16 protein-coding genes and 1 pseudogene are annotated in these 20,007 nt (G+C 69.5%); 14 read left to right on the top strand and 3 right to left on the bottom strand.

The features are described 5' to 3' along the window. Positions 1 to 3 precede the first annotated feature (3 nt). Complete coding sequence (mnmA, locus tag ACTIE9_RS06700; protein WP_439564799.1) at positions 4 to 1,173, top strand: tRNA 2-thiouridine(34) synthase MnmA; 1,170 nt, start codon at positions 4 to 6, stop codon at positions 1,171 to 1,173. A gap of 4 nt (positions 1,174 to 1,177) precedes the next feature. On the opposite strand, the gene ACTIE9_RS06695 is transcribed toward mnmA, so the two are convergent. Next, a complete protein-coding gene (locus ACTIE9_RS06695; RefSeq protein WP_439564798.1) occupies positions 1,178 to 1,972 on the bottom strand; it encodes a MerR family transcriptional regulator in 795 nt (264 codons plus the stop codon). Positions 1,973 to 2,060: 88 nt separating this feature from the next. Here ACTIE9_RS06695 and ACTIE9_RS06690 point away from each other — a divergent pair, with 88 nt between their 5' ends. The 5 genes from ACTIE9_RS06690 (at position 2,061) to ACTIE9_RS06670 (ending at position 9,132) form a co-directional block, all read left to right on the top strand. Further along, a complete protein-coding gene (locus tag ACTIE9_RS06690) occupies positions 2,061 to 3,338 on the top strand; it encodes an amino acid deaminase/aldolase (RefSeq protein WP_439564797.1) in 1,278 nt (425 codons plus the stop codon). Then, positions 3,335 to 4,642: a D-arabinono-1,4-lactone oxidase gene (locus ACTIE9_RS06685; RefSeq protein WP_439564796.1), complete on the top strand. Its 1,308-nt coding sequence runs from the start codon at positions 3,335 to 3,337 to the stop codon at positions 4,640 to 4,642. Before ACTIE9_RS06690 ends, ACTIE9_RS06685 begins: the two co-directional genes overlap by 4 nt. 88 nt (positions 4,643 to 4,730) lie before the next feature. Continuing rightward, complete coding sequence (gene ligA / locus ACTIE9_RS06680; RefSeq protein ID WP_439564809.1) at positions 4,731 to 7,007, top strand: NAD-dependent DNA ligase LigA; 2,277 nt, start codon at positions 4,731 to 4,733, stop codon at positions 7,005 to 7,007. A gap of 164 nt (positions 7,008 to 7,171) precedes the next feature. Continuing rightward, entirely contained in the window at positions 7,172 to 8,551 is a 1,380-nt protein-coding gene (locus tag ACTIE9_RS06675; protein WP_439564795.1) for an alpha/beta hydrolase, read from the top strand. Positions 8,552 to 8,595: 44 nt separating this feature from the next. After that, on the top strand, positions 8,596 to 9,132 hold the full coding sequence (locus ACTIE9_RS06670) for a hypothetical protein (protein ID WP_439564794.1): 537 nt from the start codon (positions 8,596 to 8,598) through the stop codon (positions 9,130 to 9,132). A gap of 104 nt (positions 9,133 to 9,236) precedes the next feature. Here the strand turns inward: ACTIE9_RS06670 and ACTIE9_RS06665 are convergent, their stop codons facing one another. Further along, positions 9,237 to 9,710 carry an META domain-containing protein gene (locus ACTIE9_RS06665; RefSeq protein WP_439564793.1) on the bottom strand — a complete coding sequence of 158 codons (474 nt, stop codon included), beginning with the start codon at positions 9,708 to 9,710 and terminating at the stop codon, positions 9,237 to 9,239. Positions 9,711 to 9,835: 125 nt separating this feature from the next. Between ACTIE9_RS06665 and gatC the strand changes: the two genes are divergently transcribed. Together gatC and gatA are read left to right on the top strand one after the other, a co-directional pair. Further along, positions 9,836 to 10,135, top strand: a complete 300-nt coding sequence (gatC, locus tag ACTIE9_RS06660; protein ID WP_439564792.1) for an Asp-tRNA(Asn)/Glu-tRNA(Gln) amidotransferase subunit GatC — start codon at positions 9,836 to 9,838, stop codon at positions 10,133 to 10,135. Continuing rightward, positions 10,132 to 11,688 carry an Asp-tRNA(Asn)/Glu-tRNA(Gln) amidotransferase subunit GatA gene (gene gatA, locus ACTIE9_RS06655; RefSeq protein WP_439564791.1) on the top strand — a complete coding sequence of 519 codons (1,557 nt, stop codon included), beginning with the start codon at positions 10,132 to 10,134 and terminating at the stop codon, positions 11,686 to 11,688. Before gatC ends, gatA begins: the two co-directional genes overlap by 4 nt. A gap of 175 nt (positions 11,689 to 11,863) precedes the next feature. Here the strand turns inward: gatA and ACTIE9_RS06650 are convergent, their stop codons facing one another. Further along, positions 11,864 to 13,423, bottom strand: coding sequence for a DUF222 domain-containing protein (locus ACTIE9_RS06650; RefSeq protein ID WP_439564790.1), 1,560 nt, complete (start codon positions 13,421 to 13,423; stop codon positions 11,864 to 11,866). 230 nt (positions 13,424 to 13,653) lie between these two features. Here ACTIE9_RS06650 and ACTIE9_RS06645 point away from each other — a divergent pair, with 230 nt between their 5' ends. From ACTIE9_RS06645 to ACTIE9_RS06620, 6 genes and pseudogenes are all read left to right on the top strand, one after another. Then, positions 13,654 to 14,310 carry a DUF6498-containing protein gene (locus ACTIE9_RS06645; RefSeq protein WP_439564789.1) on the top strand — a complete coding sequence of 219 codons (657 nt, stop codon included), beginning with the start codon at positions 13,654 to 13,656 and terminating at the stop codon, positions 14,308 to 14,310. A 37-nt stretch (positions 14,311 to 14,347) separates the two neighbouring features. Continuing rightward, positions 14,348 to 14,962 carry a hypothetical protein gene (locus ACTIE9_RS06640; protein WP_439564788.1) on the top strand — a complete coding sequence of 205 codons (615 nt, stop codon included), beginning with the start codon at positions 14,348 to 14,350 and terminating at the stop codon, positions 14,960 to 14,962. Between the two features lie 71 nt (positions 14,963 to 15,033). Then, positions 15,034 to 16,548: an Asp-tRNA(Asn)/Glu-tRNA(Gln) amidotransferase subunit GatB gene (gene gatB, locus ACTIE9_RS06635; protein WP_439564787.1), complete on the top strand. Its 1,515-nt coding sequence runs from the start codon at positions 15,034 to 15,036 to the stop codon at positions 16,546 to 16,548. 6 nt (positions 16,549 to 16,554) lie between these two features. After that, positions 16,555 to 17,229 (top strand): hypothetical protein, encoded by a 675-nt coding sequence (locus ACTIE9_RS06630; RefSeq protein WP_439564786.1) that lies wholly within the window; start codon positions 16,555 to 16,557, stop codon positions 17,227 to 17,229. Between the two features lie 15 nt (positions 17,230 to 17,244). Continuing rightward, positions 17,245 to 17,454, top strand: a pseudogene (locus ACTIE9_RS06625) (Asp-tRNA(Asn)/Glu-tRNA(Gln) amidotransferase subunit GatB); the annotation flags it as partial. Between the two features lie 136 nt (positions 17,455 to 17,590). Beyond that, positions 17,591 to 20,002, top strand: a complete 2,412-nt coding sequence (locus tag ACTIE9_RS06620; protein ID WP_439564785.1) for a hypothetical protein — start codon at positions 17,591 to 17,593, stop codon at positions 20,000 to 20,002. Positions 20,003 to 20,007 lie beyond the last annotated feature (5 nt).

Raw genomic sequence — 20,007 nt, 5'->3', positions numbered from 1 at the left:
AGCATGCGGGTTCTGGCAGCGATGAGCGGTGGCGTCGACAGCGCCGTCGCGGCGGCGCGCGCCGTCGATGCCGGCCACGACGTCGTCGGCGTGCACCTCGCGCTCAGCCGCATGCCCGGCACGCTGCGCACCGGCAGCCGCGGCTGCTGCACGATCGAAGACAGCCTCGATGCGCGTCGCGCGGCCGAGCTGCTGGGTATCCCGTTCTACGTGTGGGACTTCAGCGAGCGGTTCCGTGCCGACGTCGTCGACGACTTCATCGCCGAGTACGCCGCCGGCCGCACCCCCAACCCGTGCATGCGATGCAACGAGCGCATCAAGTTCGCCGCCGTGCTCGAGAAGGCGCTCGCCCTCGGCTTCGACGCCGTCGCGACCGGGCACTACGCCCACATCGTCACCGACGCCGCGGGCAACCGCGAGCTGCACCGGGCCTCCGACGAGGCCAAGGACCAGTCGTACGTGCTCGGCGTGCTGACGACCGAGCAGCTCGCCCACGCGATGTTCCCGCTCGGCACGACCCCGTCGAAAGCCGTCGTGCGCGCCGAGGCCGCTGCGCGCGGGCTCACGGTCGCGCAGAAGCCCGACAGCCACGACATCTGCTTCATCCCCGACGGCGATACGCGCGGCTGGCTCGCCGACCGCATCGCGCCCGTCGAGGGCGCGATCGTCGACCGCTCCGGTGCGGTCGTCGGAGCGCACGACGGCGCGACGAGCTTCACGGTCGGCCAGCGGCGCGGACTCAACCTCGGCGTGCCCGCGCCCGACGGCCGCCCGCGCTTCGTGCTGGAGGTGCGCCCGCGCACGAACGAGGTCGTCGTCGGGCCGCGCGAGGCGCTCGCGATCCGCGAGCTCGCCGGGCGCCGCTTCACGTGGGCGGGGCTCGACCCGGTCGCGAGCGGCATCACCGCGGCTGACCCTGCCGCCGATCGCATCGCTGACCCCGATGCTCCGGATGCCCTCCTCCCGTTCGACTGCCACGTGCAGGTGCGGGCTCACGCCGACCCCGTGCCGGCGATCGCGCGCGTGCACGATGGCGAGCTCGTCGTCGAGATCAGCGAGCCGCTGCTCGGCGTCGCACCCGGACAGACCGCGGTCATCTACGTCGGTACGCGCGTGCTCGGTCAGTGCACGATCGACCGCACGGTCAGCGCGGTGCCGGCCACCGCATCCTAACTCGCTACTGCAGTTCGGTCGTTGGCGCGGCGAGGGTCATGGCTCCGCCCTTGTGCAGGGTCTGTCGATACGGACCAGTCGTTCGAAGCCCTTTCGCCTCCAGCTCCGCGTCGAGGGCGATCCACGCATCTCCCGTGCTCAGGGGGCGCTCGTCGAAACGCGCGACGACCGCCGAGGGAGCGCCGCTCACCCTGACGACGGCCTCGACAACGGTGTCGAGGCCCGCGAGCGCTGTGCCGTCGATGAGCGCTGCCGAGACCGTGATGATGCTCTCGTCTGTCGTGCCGTCGTAGATGAGCACGATGTCACTGCGGAGCTCGTGCTCGCTCACGCCCAGCAGATCGAGCAATCGCTCAACGGCACCGGGAATCTCAGTCTCGTCGGTGACGACGTCGGTGAACCCGACAAGCTGGAGCGCCGGCAGGGTGGTCATGGTGAGGGTGTTCATGATGATGTGGCGACCTTTCTCGAGCGACTCGAGGCGCTCTCGCACCCGCCCGAGCGCGACAGAATCCTGGTCGATTCGGTCGACCAGTTCGGATTCCCGTTCGCGCAGGAGGTCGATGAGCCGCGCCTCGGTCAGCCCCTGGTCGAGCAAGTCGCGAATTGTGTCGAGCCCGAAACCGTTCGCACGCAGTGCGACGATCGCGCGAACCGTGCTCGCCTGCGCGGGCGCGTAGCTCCGGCGGTTGGTGCTCGGATCGATGTGGGCCGGCGTGAGCAGCCCGATCGTCTCCCAGTGGCGCAGCATGCGACGCGATGCTCCCGTCCGCTGTGCCAACTCACCGATGCTCTCCATAGTCACCACCTCACACCGTGACACTGTGTCACCCGCAAGCGGCCCTGCGCCACGCGACGCGAAGTTCGCCGCTCTCTAGACTGGCGCCGTGACCGCTGAGCTGCTGCGCCTGCGCGACGACGTGCCGGGCGAGCGGCCGGGCGCGACCCCCGCTGACTTCTGGCCGCGCCTCTCCGCCGCGACGGCGCACCTCGACCCGCCTTTCGGCGTCATCGATCGCGCGGCGTTCGCGTTCAACGTCGCCGACCTCGTGCGCCGTGCCGGGGGAGTGCCGATCAGGGTGGCGAGCAAGTCGATCCGGGTGCGCGGCGTGCTCGAGGCCGTGCTCGCCCACCCCGGCTTCGCGGGGGTGCTCGCCTACACGCTGCCCGAGGCGCTGTGGCTCGCCGACCCTGGTCAGCCGGGCGGTGGCATCGACGATGTCGTGCTCGGCTACCCGACGACTGATCGTGCGGCCCTCGCGCGGCTCGCCACCGACGAGCAGCTGGCCGCGCGCGTGACGCTCATGATCGACGATGTCGCTCATCTCGACCTGATCGACGCGGTGGTCGCGCTGGGCGCGCGGCCGAGCATCCGCATCGCCCTCGAGCTCGACGCGAGCTGGCGCGGCCCGCTCGGCCACCTCGGGGTGCGGCGCAGCCCGCTGCACGAGCCCGCGCAGCTCGCCGCCCTCGCGCGCACGGTCGTTGAACGCCCCGGGTTCACCCTCGTCGGCGTCATGGCCTACGAGGCGCAGATCGCGGGACTCGGCGACGCGCCCCCGGGTCGCCCCCTGCGCGGCGCGCTCGTGCGCGGCATCCAGCGTCGGTCGCGGGCCGAGCTCGCCGACCGTCGCGGGCGCGCGATCGACGCGGTGCGCGCCGTCGCCGACAGCGCGGGCACGCCCCTGCGGTTCGTCAACGGCGGCGGCACCGGATCCCTCGAGTCGACCGCCGCCGACCCGAGCGTCACCGAGCTCGCCGCCGGCAGCGGCCTCCTCGGCCCGCACCTGTTCGATACCTATCGCGGCTTCACGCCCGCACCGGCCGCGGCCTTCGCCCTGCCCGTCGTGCGGCGCCCGGCCGACGACATCGTCACCCTGCTCGGCGGCGGCTGGATCGCGAGCGGCCCGCCCGGCACCGACCGCCTTCCGCAGGTGGTCTGGCCCGCGGGGCTCCGGATGCTCGGCACCGAAGCCGCGGGAGAGGTGCAGACCCCCCTGCGCGGGCCGGCCGCCCGCGCGTTGCAGGTCGGCGATCGGGTCTGGCTGCGCCACACGAAAGCCGGAGAGCTCGCCGAGCACCTCGACGCCTACCTCGTCGTCGACGGCGACCGGGTGACGGGCGAACTGCCGACGTACCGCGGCGAGGGGAAGGTGTTCCTGTGACGGCGAAGCGGTGGCGCAACTGGGCCCGCACCGAGCAGGTGACGCCCGTGCGCGTCGAGCGGCCCGCGAGCGGCGACGAGGTCGTCGACGCCATCGCGCGGGCCCGCGCCGACGGCGTGCCCGTCAAGGCGATCGGGGCGGGCCACTCGTTCACGGGAATCGCCGTCGCGCCGGGCGTGCAGCTCGACCTGACCGACCTCGCCGGGCTCACCGCGGTCGACGCGAGCACTGGCCTCGTCACGCTCGCCGCGGGCACGAGGCTGCGCGACGCCTCGGCGCTGCTGCACGAGCACGGGCTCGCCTTCGAGAACCTCGGCGACATCGACGTGCAGTCGATCTCGGGCGCCGTCAGTACGGGCACGCACGGCACCGGCCGCGCGTTCGGCGGCCTCGCCACGCAGCTGCGCGCCGTGACGCTCGCGACCGCCGACGGGCGGCTGATGCCGATCAGCGCGACCGAGAATGCCGAGCTGTGGCCCGCCGCGCGCCTCGGGCTCGGAGCCCTCGGGGTGCTCGTCGACCTCGCCGTGCAGACCGTGCCGGCGTTCGTGCTCGCCGCGGACGAGCATCCCGAGCCCCTCGATGCCGTGCTCGACGACTGGCCGCATCGGTCTGCGCAGGCCGACCACGTCGAGTTCTACTGGTTTCCGCACACGCGGTTCGCGCTCACGCGCAACAACACGCGGCTGCCCGCCGACGCCCTCCGCACGCCCGTCGGGCCGGTCAAGCGCTGGCTCGACGACGAACTGCTCGGCAACGGGCTCTACGAGGTGCTGTGCCGCATCGGCTCGATCGCGCCAGGAACGATCCCCGCGTTCAACCGGCTCGCGAGCGGGGTCGCGTTCACCCGTCAGGTCGCCGACTACTCGCACCGCGTGTTCGCGAGCGAACGCAGAGTGCGCTTTCGCGAGATGGAGTACTCGGTGCCGCTCGACGCCGTGGCATCGGTCATGCGCGACCTCGATCGGGTGATCGAGCAGAACGGCTGGCGCATCTCGTTCCCGATCGAGGTGCGGGCGACGGCCGCCGACGATGTGTGGCTCTCCACCGCGCACGGCCGCGAATCGAGCTACATCGCCGTGCACCGCTATCACCGTGAGGATGCCCGCGACTACCTCGCCGCCGCCGAAGCGATCCTGCGGGCTCACGACGGTCGGCCGCACTGGGGCAAGCTGCACACGCGCAGCGCCGCCGACCTGCGGCCGGCGTACCCGCGCTTCGACGACTTCGTGGCGGTGCGCGACCGGCTCGACCCCGACCGCGTCTTCACCAACGACTACCTCGACCGCGTCCTGGGTGCCTGACAGGGGCCGCTCCTAGACTGTGCGCGTGGCTGAGACTGACGCACGCGCGACCACCGGCACGCCGGTCGACGACCTCAGCGTCGACGCCCTGACGCGCGATAAGGCGCGCGCCGAGGTCGAGACGCTCACGAGCCGCATCCTCGAGCTGCGCGACGCCTACTACGCGCGCGACACCGTGCTGGAAGACGACGCGACCTACGACGCCCTCGTGCGCCGGCTCGAGCTCATCGAGCACGCGTTCCCCGAGCTGCAGAGCCAGGATTCGCCCACCCAGACGGTCGGCGGCCGCGCCGAGACGACCCTGTTCGCCCCGGTCGAGCACGCCGAGCGCATGCTGAGCCTCGACAACGTGTTCAGCGCCGAGGAGTTCGCCGAGTGGGCCGCGAAGGTCGAGCGCGATGCGGGTCGGCCCGTGCGCTGGCTGTGCGAGCTCAAGATCGACGGGCTGGCCCTCAACCTGCGCTACGAGCGCGGGCTGCTCGTCACGGCGGCCACGCGCGGCGACGGACGCGTGGGGGAGGACGTCACGCAGAACGTGTCGGCCCTGGTGGGCATCCCGCAGCGACTGTCGGGTGCTGCCGACGAGCTGCCCGAGCTCGTCGAAGTGCGCGGCGAGGTGTTCATCCCCAAAGCGGCGTTCGACGAGCTCAACGCCCTGCAGCGCGAGGCGGGCGAGCGCGAGTTCGCCAACCCGCGCAACGCCGCGAGCGGCAGCCTGCGCCAGAAGGCCGAGGGCAAGAGCGCGGAGGCGCTCGCCCGCATGCGCGACCGGCTCAGCCGGCTCCGGATGCTCGTGCACGGCATCGGCGCCTGGCCCGACCCGCCCGTCACCGCTCAGAGCGAGGTCTACTCGCTGCTCGAGCGCTGGGGGCTGCCCATCAGCAGCCACTTCCGCGTGCACGACTCCGCCATCGACGCGGCCGCCTTCATCGCCTACCACGGCGAGCACCGGCACGCCGTCGAGCACGAGATCGACGGCGTCGTCGTCAAGGTCGACGAGCTCGCCCTGCACGCCGAGCTCGGCGCCACGAGCCGGGCGCCGCGCTGGGCGATCGCCTACAAGTACCCGCCCGAGCAGGTCAACACGCGCCTGCTCGACATCGTCGTGAGCGTCGGCCGCACGGGCCGCGCTACGCCCTACGCCGTCATGGAGAAGGTGCGCGTCGCCGGCAGCGAGGTGCGGCAGGCGACCCTGCACAACCAAGACGTGGTGAAGGCGAAGGGCGTTCTCATCGGCGACACCGTCGTGCTGCGCAAGGCCGGCGACGTGATCCCCGAGGTGCTCGGGCCGGTCGTCGACCTGCGCGACGGCACCGAGCGCGAATTCGTCATGCCGACGAACTGCCCCGAGTGCGGCACCGCGCTCGCCCCCGCGAAAGAGGGCGACATCGACCTGCGCTGCCCCAACGCGCGCAGCTGCCCCGCCCAGGTGCGCGGCCGCGTCGAGCACATCGGCAGCCGCGGAGCCCTCGACATCGAAGGCCTCGGCGAGATCAGCGCCGCGGCGCTCACGCAACCCGAGGTTCCGGATGCTCCGCCGCTGATCACCGAGGCGGGCCTGTTCGACCTCACCCTCGAGCAGCTGCTGCCCATCGAAGTGATCGTCCGCGACGCCGAGACCGGGCTCGCCAAACTCGATGACGACGGCGAGGCGAAGCGCCGGTCGCCCTTCCGCCGCATCGAGCAGCAGTATCCGGCCGAGGCGCAGGGGCTCGACCCTGCCGAGATCCGTGCGCGCGGCATCCGCCGTCAGCCCGTCGCGGTGCCGAGCGCTCTCGCCTTGCAGCTGCTCGACGAGCTCGAGAAGGCGAAGACCAAACCGCTGTGGCGCCTGCTCGTGTCGCTCAACATTCGGCACGTCGGGCCGGTCGCCGCGCGAGCGCTCGCCGACTGGTTCGGGTCGCTCGATGCGATCCGCGCGGCGAGCCTCGACGAGCTCGCCGCGGTCGACGGCGTCGGCTCGATCATCGCCGAAGCGGTGCGCGACTGGTTCGCGGTCGACTGGCACGTCGAGATCGTCGACCGCTGGTCGGCCGCCGGCGTGCAGTTCTCGACCCCCGGCCATGCGGGGCCCGGGGCGGCCGCCGCGGCCGGAGGGGTGCTCGCCGGCCTCACGATCGTCGCGACGGGTTCGCTCGAAGGTTTCACCCGCGAGGGTGCGCAAGAGGCCATCATCGCGGCGGGCGGCAAGGCGGCGAGCAGTGTGAGCAAGAAGACCGACTTCGTCGCCGCGGGCCCGGGTGCGGGGTCGAAGCTCGCGAAGGCGGAAGAGCTGGGCCTGCGCATCATCGATGCCGCTCAGTTCGCGATCCTCGTGCGCGAGGGGCCCGAGGCGTTGCAGCAGAGCGGGTCGACCGAGCTCTGACGTGCGCGTCACGCAATATGACACCGGTGTAACGGCTGGATGTCAGTTGAGAAGAATGTTCGGTACACCCCCCCAAAAGGGGACAATCTTCGCCTAGCATGATAAGACGCCGGTGGGCCGACTCGGGGATGCCCGGACCGCCAGCGCCAAAGGGGATTCCGGCAGTGCTGTTCGATGCGACAGCGGTTCTGATCGCCTCGCTGACCGTGGCCACGGTCGCGGGGCCGCCTGTCGCGCTCGAAAACGTTCCCGCCACCCCCGTCTCGATCATCACGACTCCCGCCGAGATGCGGGACCTCGACCTGCCCACCAGCACGCAGCAGGGTGCCGCCGCATCCGCTCCCGCCATCCCCCGATCGGCGTCGAGCATCGCGACTCTCACCGGCGCATCCCTGCTGCACGCTCTCACCGCGATGCCCCCCACCGCGGTGACCGAATTCGTGGAGTCGAACCCCCGACGCCTCCACGAACTGCTGGCGGCTCCCCCCGGCGCTCCGCAGGTGAGCGGCTGGTGGGCAGGCCTCGACCTCCGGGCACAGCGGTCGATGCTGACCTCCGTGCCCGAACTCGTCGGCAACCTCGACGGCATTCCCATCGCGGTGCGCAACGAGGCCAACCGCGACGTGCTGCGGTCGACCATCCGCGAGCTCGAGCTCGAAGGATCGCTCGACGGTCGTGCTCTCGCGACGCAGAACCTGCAGCGGTTGCAGATGCTCTACGCCATCGCCGACGCGCTCGGCCCGGCGACCGCGAATCCGCCCCGCACCCTGCTGCAGCTCGACACCCACGATGCCGGCAAGGTCGCGATCGTGCTCGGCGACCTCGAGACGGCCGACTACGTCAGTTACCTGATGCCCGGCATGTTCATCACCGTCGGCGGCAACGTCGTCGAGTGGACGGACACGGCGGCGCGGCTCTACGACGAACAGGTGTCGTGGCTCTCGCTGCTCGCCGAAGCGGGGGCGACCGACGAGGTCGAGACCGTCGCGACCGTCGCGTGGATCGGCTATCAGACCCCCCACCTGCTCAACGTCGGCAGCCTCGACCTCGCCTACGAGGGTCGCGACGCGATCGCGAGCGCCATCGACGGGCTGCAGACGATTCGCGGCACCGACCAGCCCTTCATCTCGCTCCTCGCGCACTCCTACGGGTCGACGGCCGCCATGCTCGCCCTGGAGGAGAGCACCACGGTCGATGCGCTCGCGATGATCGGGTCGCCGGGCGCACCCGCCTCGAGCGTCGACGAACTGAACGTGCGCGGTGACGTCTTCGTCGGCGAGGCGTCGTGGGATCCGATCCCGAACAGCTCGTTCTTCGGCTCCGACCCCGGTGCGGCCGAATTCGGTGCCCGCATCATGAGCGTCGCCGGCACCGTCGACGTCATCACCAACCGCGTGCTCGCGGCATCCACCGGCCACAACGAGTACTGGAGCCCCGGCACCGAGTCGATGCGCAACCTCGCCCTCATCGGAATCAACAAGGGCGAGCTCGTCACCGACGGCTCGCAGCGCGATGCGGGTCGCACTCTCGCGCTGCTGCTCTGATCGGCGTGCCGGTCGCGCGGGCGCGGCGGGGCTACCCTGAGCGCATGCACTCGCGCTCGATGTCGCGCCCACCATCGCGCACGGCGCGCGGCACACCGTGGCGTCGCCAGGGGCAGGCCGGTCGGCCGGTCGGTCGTCCGGTCGCTCGTCGCCTCGCCTCGGTGAGCGTCGTCACGCTGCTGATCGTCGCCCTCTCCGGATGCGCGGTGCAGTCGCCCACGCCCGTCACCGACCTCGAGGCGCGCGAACGCTTCCTCGCCGTGGTCGATGAGGCCCAACGGGTGATCGGCGGCGACTGGGATGTGCAGGACGACCCGACGCCGCGCGAGTGCGTGATTCCGCTCTGGGTGGTCGGAGAGCGGTACCCCGTGCTGCGGGTCGGCGATCCCGCCGCGTCGGTCTCGGCGGCCGCTCAGCGCATCGAACAGGCGTGGGATGACGCCGGGATGCGCGTGACGCGCACCGACATCGGCGACGTCATCGAGGTCAAGGGCGAGAGCGCGGACGGTGAGCTCGTCGTGCTGCGGCTCAGTGGGAGTGCGAGCACCCTTCTCGGGGAGAGCGAGTGTCGGCCCGCGTGAGCGCGAGACGGCTCAGCGGAGATTGCTGAGCGCGAGACTGCTGAGCGCGCCGTCTGAGCGCGACGGCTGAGCGCGACGGCTGAGTGCGCCCCGCTGCGTGCGGCTCAGCCGTCGATGAGCAGGTCGAACTCGAGGCGTACGTCGTCGCCGAGCAGCGCCATGGTGTCGGGGTCGATGCGAAGGCCGCTGTCGACCTGCCCGAGCGCGGTGAGGTACCGCACTTCGAGCTGCATGATGCGGTCTTCTGAGCACGCCATCTCGGTCTGGAACAGACCCTCGAACCGCACGGGCTGCTCGTCGCTGTCGCCGATCTGCCCCACGACCGTGCTGCCGTAGCGGTTGCACGCCGCGATTCCCGAGATCGCCGCGCCCTCGACGTTGAGCGTGACATCGGCCGGGGTCAGATCGAACGCGCCGTCGGCGTCGTCGGCCGCGACGAGCACCCAGTCGCCCTGCATCGACGCACCGTCGCCCACGCCGAGAAGCGTGCAGGCCGAGAGCACCGAGGCGAGCCCCACGGCGACGCCCGCCGCGAAGATCGCGATGCTGCCGCGTCGAACGATGGTTCTGGTGGACATGGGGCCTCCCTGCGGGTCGGCGGCTCGTGCCGCCCTCATCTTCTCAGACGACCGGGACGACCGAACGGTTGGGGTGCGCTCAGTAGACTGGAGCATCCCCCGCCGATGGTCACTCTGGGAGCCCCATGTCTGAAATCACGCCCGAGCGCGTCGCGCATCTGGCCTCGCTCGCGCGCATCGCGCTGACGGATGCCGAGATCGAGCAGCTCACGGGCGAGCTCGGGGCGATCGTCGACTCGGTGGCGAAGGTGCAGGAGGTGGCGACGCCCGATGTTCCGGCGACCAGCCACCCGATTCCGCTGACGGGCGGGCTGCGCGCCGATGAGCCCGGGGTGACGCTCACGACCGAGGAGGCTCTCGCGGGGGCGCCCGACCACGACGGCAGCCGCTTCCGCGTCACCGCGATCCTGGGGGAGGAGCAGTGAGCGCCGCCGGGGCTTCGGGTGCTGCGTCGACCGGCGCCGGCTCGTCCACCGACCTCACGCGCACCTCGGCCGCCGATCTGGCTGCGCGGCTCACCGCGGGCGAGATCTCGAGCGTCGAGGTCACCCGTGCTCACCTCGACCGCATCGCCGCGGTCGACGACGATGTGCACGCCTTCCTACACGTGAACTCCGCCGCGCTCGAGACGGCCGCGCAGGTCGACGCCGACCGCGCCGCCGGCATGACGCTGCCCGCGCTCGCCGGGGTGCCGATCGCCATCAAAGACGTGCTGTGCACGCTCGACATGCCGTCGACCTCGGGGTCGCGCATCCTTGAGGGCTGGGTTCCGCCCTACGACGCGACGGTCGTCGCGCGCCTGCGCGCTGCGCGCATGATCCCGCTCGGCAAGACGAACATGGACGAGTTCGCCATGGGCTCGAGCACCGAGCACTCGGCGTATGGGCCGACCAAGAACCCGTGGGATCTCACGCGCATCCCGGGCGGTTCGGGCGGCGGTTCGGCCGCGGCGGTCGCAGCCTTCGAGGCGCCGGTCGCGCTCGGCAGCGACACCGGTGGCAGCATCCGTCAGCCGGCCGCGGTCACCGGGTCGGTCGGCGTGAAGCCCACCTACGGTGGCGTGAGCCGGTACGGCGCGATCGCGCTCGCGTCGTCGCTCGACCAGGTTGGGCCGGTGTCGCGGTCGGTGTTGGATGCTGCGCTCGTGCACGACGTCATCGGCGGGCATGATCCGCGCGACGCCACGAGCATCCCCGATGCATGGCCGTCGATGGCGGCGGCTGCTCGGGCCGGTCAGACGGGTGATGCCCTCAAGGGTGTGCGTGTCGGTGTGGTGAAGCAGCTCGAGGGCGAGGGATTCCAGGCGGGCGTGAAGTCGGTCTACCACGAGACGCTCGAGCTGATGGCGGCGGCGGGTGCGGAGATCGTCGAGGTGAGTGCGCCGCACTTCGAGTACGCGGTCGCGGCCTACTACCTGATCCTGCCCGCGGAGGCGTCGAGCAATCTTGCGAAGTTCGACTCGGTGCGCTTCGGGCTGCGGTCGGAGGTGCCGGGCGGCACGGTCGAGGACGTCATGGGGGCGACGCGCGAGGCCGGGTTCGGGCCCGAGGTGAAGCGACGGATCATCCTGGGCACGTACGCGCTGTCGGCGGGCTACTACGACGCCTACTACGGCAGTGCGCAGAAGGTGCGCACCCTCATTCAGCGTGACTTCGCGGCGTGCTTCGAGCAGGCCGACATCCTGGTGTCTCCCTCGGCGCCGACGACGGCGTTCCGGTTCGGCGAGAAGCTCGCGGACCCGTTGGCGATGTACCTCAACGACGTGACGACGATTCCGGCGAACCTGGCGGGGGTGCCCGGAATGGGTCTGCCGATGGGGCTTGCTCCGGAGGACGGGCTGCCCGTGGGGCTGCAGATCATGGCGCCGGCGCGGCAGGATGCGCGGCTCTACACCGCGGGTGCTGCGATCGAGCAGTTGCTCGAGGCGCAGTGGGGCGGGCCGCTGTGGGCGAAGGCTCCGGAGCTGCGTCAGGCGTAGCGGCCCGAGCGGTGTTCCCGCCGGCGCCTGCGCCGGCACCTGCGCCCCACCTGCGCCCCCGAGTTCTCGCGCCCGCGCGTCAGCGCCGGGGTGCGCGCCGCTAGCCGACGCCCTGGTGCGCGCCGCTAGCCGACGCCCGGGTGCGAGTCGCTAGCCGACGCCCGGGTGCGCGTCGCTAGCCGACGCCCGCGAGGGCGCGCTCGCGTTCGATGATCGGGTTCTTGCTGGGGGCGGGGATCGGTCTCTGCTCGGGGTCGATCGATCTCGGCGGGATCAGCTGCAGGTCGCCGGCGAGCCCCGTGCGCCCCACCGACGCTCGACGTCGTTCGAACCGCCAGCCGTTGTTGTGCAGCAGCAGGTGATGGTGGCGGCAGAGGAGGACTCCGTCGGCGACGTCGGTCGCTCCGCCTTCTGACCAGGGGACGATGTGGTGCGCTTCCGTCCACGAGGGTGGCCGATCGCAGCCGGGGAACCGGCAGCCTCCGTCGCGGGCGGCGAGCGCGAGCCGCTGCCGTCGGGTGTAGAGCCGCGTCTCACGGCCGAGCGCGACGACATCGCCTCGCGCGTCGATGACGATGGGGACGACGCCGGATGAGCATCCGTGCCGGTCGGCCGTGTCGATGCTCACGAGCTCGGTCTGGCCTTCGATGCGGGCGAGGCCGAGGCCGGCGCGCAGGTCGCGCTCGGCGACGATCACCTGCACGGCGGGGGAGCGCGTGCCGATCAGCTCGGTCGGGGCGACCTCGCCGCCGATGCGCACGAGGTCGACGAGCGCGTCGAGGGCGAGCTGCTGGGTCGTGCGCGCGTCGCGCGTGATCCGCTCGGCGCGCTCGCGCTCGCCCGGGCTCACGAACCGCGGGCCGCCACGGCGGGGCGACGTTGCGCCGTCGACGGCGTCGCGCACGAGGGCGGCCGATTCGGGGTCGAGCAGCCCGCTGAGGCGGGTCATGCCGTCGGATTGGCGGCTGAGGAAGAGGTAGCGCCGGTCACGCAGGGCCTGCTCGCGCTCGGCGACCTGTTCGGGCTGACCGTCGAGGTCGAGCAGGGCGCGGGCGTTGCGCGCGCGCACCGCCACCTGCTCGAGCGTGAGCACGGCCGCTTCGGCGACGAGCTGGGTCGCGGCGGACGCGAGCTGCGCTGCCGTGACGTGGTCATTGGGTTCGCCGAGCGACCGAGCGATCGTGTCGCCCGCCTCGACGCTCAGTCGCGCTTCGGAGACGGCTGCGGCGATCGGCTCGAGCCACGGGCATGCGGGGGTGGTAGGCGCACTGTCAGCCGCCCCGAGCGCGGGCGCAGCAGGGCTACTGTCGGCCGCCCCGAGCGTCGACCCCAGCGTCGACCCGAGCGTCGACCCGAGCGTCGACCCGAGCGTCGACCCCAGCATCGACCCGAGCATCGAACCCACGCGCACGAGGGCGGCGGCGTCGCGCGCGCTTGTTCCGGTGAGGTGCTGAACGAGAGCCTGCGGAGTGCGGCTGCCGAGCCGTTGAGCGAGACCGTCATGACCGAGCGAGTGGTGCGAGCGCCGGGCGATCTCGTCGGCGAGGATCGCGAGGTTGGTCTCGGTGCGGCGCCGCAGCACGGCGAGTCGGGACTGCAGATCGAGCAGCGCGTCATCGGCCAACTGGCCCACGAGCGCCCCCGCGTAGAGCTCGAGCGTCGGCACGTCGAACATCACGTCGTCCATCGCGTCGACGCCAGAAGCGTCGATCGTCGTGGTGTTCGAATGAGCCATACCTGATTCTCCCGCACTATAGAACTGGTGTACAGAGCATGAGTGAAACTCGTGGATAAGGTTTCGCAGGGCTGCTTGTGGAGGAGGAGCGGGGTTCTCTGGCAGCCGGGGAAGGCGGGCTGGGCGACGCACGGCAGGGCGCCCAGAGGCGGGGTTCGCTGGCCGCCGAGACGAGAGCCCGCGAGAACACTCGAGACAGAGCATCCACCCCCCTGCAAGAATCGGCGTCGATGCTGACCCGCCTGATCACCCTCGCCGCGTACACCGCGCTGCCGCTCGTCGGCGTGCTGCTGCTCGGCTGGGACTGGCGCGAGATCGTGCTGCTCTACTGGCTCGAGAACATCAGTCGCGGGGTGGCGATGGTGATCACGATGATCCGTTCGGCTGATGCGCCCGGCGGCGACGACCCCGAGCACATCGGCGAGCTGCGCGTCAACGGCCGGCCCGTGCGCGGCCCCGGCGCCGGGCGCGCCCTCGCGAGCTTCTTCGCCCTGCACTACGGAATCTTCACGCTCGTGCACGGCGTCTTCGTGCTGCTGCTCATCGCCGGCGTCTTCCTGCCGGCGCAGAGCGAGCCGTCTCCCCTCAACTGGTGGGGCGCGCTTCTCGTCTGGATCATCGGCGGCACGGCCCAGGTGTTCGCCGCCCGTTTCGGCCCCGTGCCCGAGCGGCGCGGTTCGGCCCTCATGATGAGCGCCTACCCCCGCATGATCGTGCTGCACGTGAGCGTCATTCTGGGCATCATCCTCATCGCCGAGCTCGATTGGCCCGCCGCGGCGGCGATTCTGCTCATCGCGTTGCACGCCCTCGTCGACGGTGCGGCGTGGATGCTCTCCGCCGGCCGCGCCCGCCGCTCTCGACTCTCCGACCCGACCGTGACAAGCTGATCGAGCATTCTTCCGCTTTCTGTGAACGGCAGGCTCCGTGCGTCGATCGACTTCCACCGCCCTGGTGCTCGCCGCGGCGCTCGCGCTGACCGGCTGCGTTGCCGCGACCGAAGCACCCGCCGACCAGCCGGTCGCGGCGGAGAGCGCCGCGCCCGAGCCGACGGCGGCGCCTGAGCAGGATGCTCCCGAGCAGGGCACCGCCGAATGGGCCGCCCTGGGGCAAGACGAGCAGGTTCGCCTCTGCGAAGAACGCGGCACCATGACGGGCTGCATGTTGACCTGGGGCGAGTGCTTCACGACGACGTTCGCGGCGCCCGACGACCCGATCGCGGTGGCGGGGGAGAAGCCGATCGTGCCGGTCGACCGTGGTGCGCGCGAATACGCGAGGGGCGAGGCGGTTCTCGACGCGAGCGGCACACCCGTTGCCTACGTGGTGGCCGCGGGGGACATCCCAGAATTCGTCGCCGACCGCTTCTGCACGCATCTGGCGTACCTCAACAGCATCAACTCGGTGCGCCGCGCGAGCCTCGCGGTGAATCTCTACGCCGGCGACACGATCAACCTCGACGCGACGACGATCTTCACGGTCGGCGATGAGAACGGCGTGGTTCACGCGGGACCGCCCCCGATGCCGCACCCACCGCAACGCTGAGGCCCGTCGCGCTGCCGAGCAGCCCCGCCCGAGCATCCGGCCCCCGCCCGCAACGCCCGTAGGATTGACGCATGGCGCGCGCGGAACTCATGGACTTCGACAAGGCACTCGAGCTGTTCGAGCCGGTGCTCGGCTTCGAGGTGCACGTCGAGCTCTCGACCCGCACCAAGATGTTCTCCGACGCCCCGAACCCGGCCTTCAGCGGCAACGCCGTGACCGACCCGAACACGGCGATCACTCCGGTCTGCCTCGGCCTGCCGGGCAGCCTGCCGGTCGTCAACGAGCAGGCCGTGAGCTACGCCATCTCGCTGGGCCTCGCCCTCGGCTGCCAGATCGCCGAGAGCAGCACGTTCAGCCGCAAGAACTACTTCTACCCCGACACTCCGAAGAACTACCAGATCAGCCAGTACGACGAGCCGATCGCCTTCGAGGGCGAGGTCGAGGTCGAGCTGCCCGACGGCCGCCTGTTCACGGTGCCCATCGAGCGCGCCCACATGGAGGAAGACGCCGGCAAGCTGACCCACGTCGGCGGGTCGACGGGCCGCATCCAGGGCGCTGAGTTTTCGCTCGTCGACTACAACCGCGCGGGCGTTCCGCTCGTCGAGATCGTGACGAAGCCGATCATCGGCGCCGAGGCCGACGCGCCCGCGCTGGGGGCGGCGTACGTCTCGCTCATCCGCGACATCGCGCGCGCCCTCGGAATCAGCGAGGCCCGCATGGAGCGCGGCAACCTGCGCTGCGACGCCAACGTCTCGCTGCGTCCGCGCGGGCAGGAGAAGCTCGGAACGCGCACCGAGACGAAGAACGTCAACTCGTTCCGGTCGGTGGAGCGCGCCATCCGCTACGAGATCCAGCGGCAGGCGGCGATCCTCGCGGCCGGCGGCGAGATTCAGCAAGAGACCCGCCACTGGCACGAAGACACCGGCACCACCTCGCCCGGTCGCGTCAAGAGCGACGCCGACGACTACCGCTACTTCCCCGAGCCCGACCTGCTGCCGGTGGTTCCGTCGCCGGCGCTGATCCAGCAGCTGCGGGATGCCCTCCCCGAGGCCCCGGCCGCCCGCCGACGCCGCCTGAAGGAGGAGTGGGGTTTCACCGACCTCGAGTTCCGCGACGTCGTCAACTCGGGGCTGCTCGTCGAGGTCGACGAGACGGTCGCCGCCGGAGCCGCCCCCCAGCAGGCTCGCAAGTGGTGGACGGGCGAGATCGCGCGCATCGCCAACACCCAGAACGCCGAGCCCGCCGCCCTGATCACCCCGACGGATGTCGCGGCCATCGTCGCCCTCGTCGACTCCGGTGCCCTGACCGATCGTCTGGCGCGTCAGGTCGTCGAGGGCGTCATCGCGGGGGAGGGCACCCCGGCTGAGGTCGTCGAGTCGCGCGGCCTGCAGGTCGTCTCCGACGACGGCGCACTTATCGAGGCCATCGACGCGGCGCTCGCGGCGCAGCCGGATGTTCTCGAGAAGATCCGCGAGGGCAAAGTGCAGGCGGCCGGAGCCGTGATCGGCGCGGTCATGAAGTCAATGGGCGGCAAGGCCGATGCGGCGCGCGTGCGTGAGCTGGTGCTGGAGCGGGCGCAGGCTTAGCCAGACATGGGCGAGCAGGCTTTCGCATGGCGTCGGCTCGTGGCTGTCTCGGCCGCCCTGCTGGCAGTGTGCGGGGTACTCATCGCCCTCTTCTTGTGGGGACCTTTGGCGCCTCGATTCGACGATGATCGCGAGATCATCGCCGGCTCCATCGCGGTCATGGGGCTGGTGACCGTCATCCTCATGCTCGTTATGCTTCGTCCCGGCAGTGGGTATCTGAGGAGGTTCGAAGTGCTCGATCACGCACTTACTGAGTTGGTCGGCGCGCCCATGGTCTCTCTCGCCTGCCATGTCAGGTCCGATAAGGCCGCTCAAAAGGCACTGCCCGAACTGAGCCGCTTGAGCAAGCGCTGGCCACCAATTCTGATGTTCGCAGTTGGGCCAGTGGGCGTAGCTGTCGGTCGAGCAGGGCGAACTCCGCGGACATTGCTTCTCGCAGCCGAGGGCGACGAGGTTTACTTTGAACGCGGCGAAGCAGGGGGCCTTTACCCCACACTGCTTCCCACCGACTACACGCCTCAAATCAAGGTGGTCATAAACCGAGACGACGAGGAGTTCGCAGTAAGCCTCGACGGCATGATCAAGGAGGGTGTCGGAGTTCGAGTGCGCGATGAAGCCGAGGTACGTGAACTCATTGCTTCGCTGTCAGCGACTTGGGCGAGTAACTCCGCGGACGACTGATACTTGTCACCCGGCCGAAGACTCCAGGTTGTCCCTGACAACCGAGCCCTCATACAGGCGGTCGATGCGGTCCTGGCGCAGAAGCCCGACGTGCTCGAGAAGATCCGCGATGGCAAGGTGCAGGCCGCCGGGGCCGTGATCGGCGCCGTCATGAAGTCGATGGGCGGCAAGGCCGATGCGGCGCGCGTCAGAGAGCTCGTGCTGGGGCGGGCGCAGGTTCCCTAGACCAGGAGCCTTGCGACACTCTGCAAGGCGCTGCGCGCCGCTCTGCAAATCCAAAGTTCGTCGCTAGCTGGAACGAAGCTTGAGCGTTTTCCGAACACCCAGACCCGCAATTCGAGCTGTGCGATTGAATGGCACCATGACCGCCACCACCGTTGGATTCCTGTCGTCCTCACTCGTGTTGAGGCCGCCGCGAATCGCCATTTTGATTCGCGATGATGAGCGTTGGCGAGACTGGGTCATGTTGGCACTGCGCTTCGCTTCGACTCGTTGGGGAGGTGGCGGACACATACTAATCCCGTTCTCGGACGACGGCGAAGTCATCGAGCAATTTCGAGACTTGGTTCGCGCGCACGATCCTGACCATGTTGTGGCCTTGCGAGTTTCCGTAACCCAGTGGGAGACGTGGTACCCGGGATCGATTCAGTTTGAGGGGGTCGACGACGCCGCACGCCGCGACAATTTGATCGAGAACGTCGCAATGCCCTTTCCAGACCAAGCGGCAGAGCGCGCAAGGCGAACTGTGGCTTCGTGGTGCTCGCCTCTTCGCAGGGGGCGAGCTGCACTCGACCGCGAAGCACCGGAGCTGATTCGGCACGTCGAGCTCGATCAGGACTTGGCGCCGCGGGCTGGGTCGTTGCCGCCGGCGGCGCCTCCCATTTCAAGTGTGGTGCTTGCAGCAGACGAGGCCTGGCGATCTGACTGGGGACTTCTTGCCGCTTTGCGAACAGGGGTGCGAGCCGCCCACGCGCCTTCCGAGGAGCCGGGCATAGAGCTTTTTTCCTGGTTGGCTAGGCCCGAGCAAACCGCTCCCCCTGAAGGGCTTAAGTGGTCAAATTCGCCAAGCGGACCTGGGCCCGCTGAACACGCTCCAGATGTAGACAGCAAAAGCACCCTTTGGCTCGATGGTCAGAATCTGCTCCCGGTGTCTCAAGGGTGGGTCGAGGAAGCAGGCGTAATCGTGGTCGGCGATACCGCCTCGGACTACTGTCTCGCGCTCGCATACGACCGCTTAGTCGGCTATGGGTTGTGGCTCACTAGCGCGATGTTGGAAGAAGAACTGTTCAGCCGATCGATTCGTTTCCCACTTGATCGGCGTATCTCTGACTTCGAACACCGGGCGACGAGAGTAGTAGTCACTTCGGCGTCCGTAAGCCTTGATGCACTGGCGCGAACCCGCGAAAGAATCCTGACCAATGAGTTCGAGATTCGCATCAACGGCGAAGTTGTCGACGAAACTCACCGGAGAGACAACGTGCGCGTCGGTACTCCACAGCTCGGACGAGGGCGGAGCTCCCTCGTGCTAGACGAGTTCGTTGGCGCATCTGTTTCGATCCCGTTTTCGACCGACTCGACGGGCACGCGCGAAGCCTTGACGGGCCTAGAGACACCCGTGCCGACCAAGAGGCTTTACCGAGACTCGGCCACTCAGTATCCATATTGGTATGTCGATGTCGCCCAGTTTTCTTCCGGAACCCCGTCCGGGCGTGATCTGCCATCCGAGGCACTTCTTGTTTCGAGTGGTGGTTTCCCGGAAGTTTCTATGCGTGCGAGTCGCAACGGGTACACCTTCGACCCACGATCCATGGGTTTCGTTCCTGCAGGCGCATTGATGAGTTCGCAGATCGGGCGCCCACGTTTCCGTAGTCTCTCGATGACGGCTTGGATCCAGGCGAAGGCTGGCGCGAGTGGTTTCAGAGTCGACATTTCCGAGGCGGGCCGGCGGGCTGAACTGATACGTCGCAGGCTCGGGGATCGCGTGGCACTTTTAGACCTGATGACCCCAGACCTACTGCATTTCTTTCGCGCTTTCGTTCCACTCGCCGAGCGGCAAAGTCCGAGCGACCGCGACCAGAACACTTTGGTGTTAGGAGTGGAGCCGTATTTGACTCATGAAGCTATCGCCGCTCAACTCCCCAACCACACGCTGGAGGATCGGCTCGACCTCATTGATCGTTTGATAGAAGGCGGCCTGCTTAGGCGCGGTTTGGTTCTCGGATGTCAAGAGTGCGGGCGGCCATCGTTCATAACGATGGATCTCCTGAGGCACGAGTACCAATGTCCACAGTGCGGCGGGGCGAACGTGCTGACTTCGCACCGATGGAGGCGCCGCACTTTCGAGCCGAGGTGGGTCTATGACCTCTACGCCACTTTTCGAGAGTTTCTCCGCCACAACGGAGAAATCGATTTGCTGGCGGCCAATGCACTTCGAACCGGAGCAAGGAGCTACGCGGATGCGCCGCAGCTGCAGTTTTTCGACGCCGCGTCGAACGACCCCGTTGCTGAAGTCGATCTCGTCGCTTGCGTCAACGACGAGCTCGTCGTTGTTGAGGCAAAGCTAAGAGGCAGCTTCGGCGGCAGGGGCAAGCGGCTCGCACAAACCGACAAGTTGTTGAAGGTCGCCTCATCGATTGGTGCTGACCGTCTAGTTCTCGCAACTTCCGATCCGGACTGGAGTGAGACCGACCTTAGGCATCTCGAGGCAGCGGCTTTGCGCGTACGGCCCTTCCCGATTCGCGTAGACACCCTGGTCAACCTCGGGACGTCTTGAAGTGA

This window comes from Microcella sp. (assembly GCF_051860105.1).
GTDB lineage: Bacteria > Actinomycetota > Actinomycetes > Actinomycetales > Microbacteriaceae > Microcella.
This window is presented reverse-complemented; position numbering and strand designations above follow the sequence as displayed.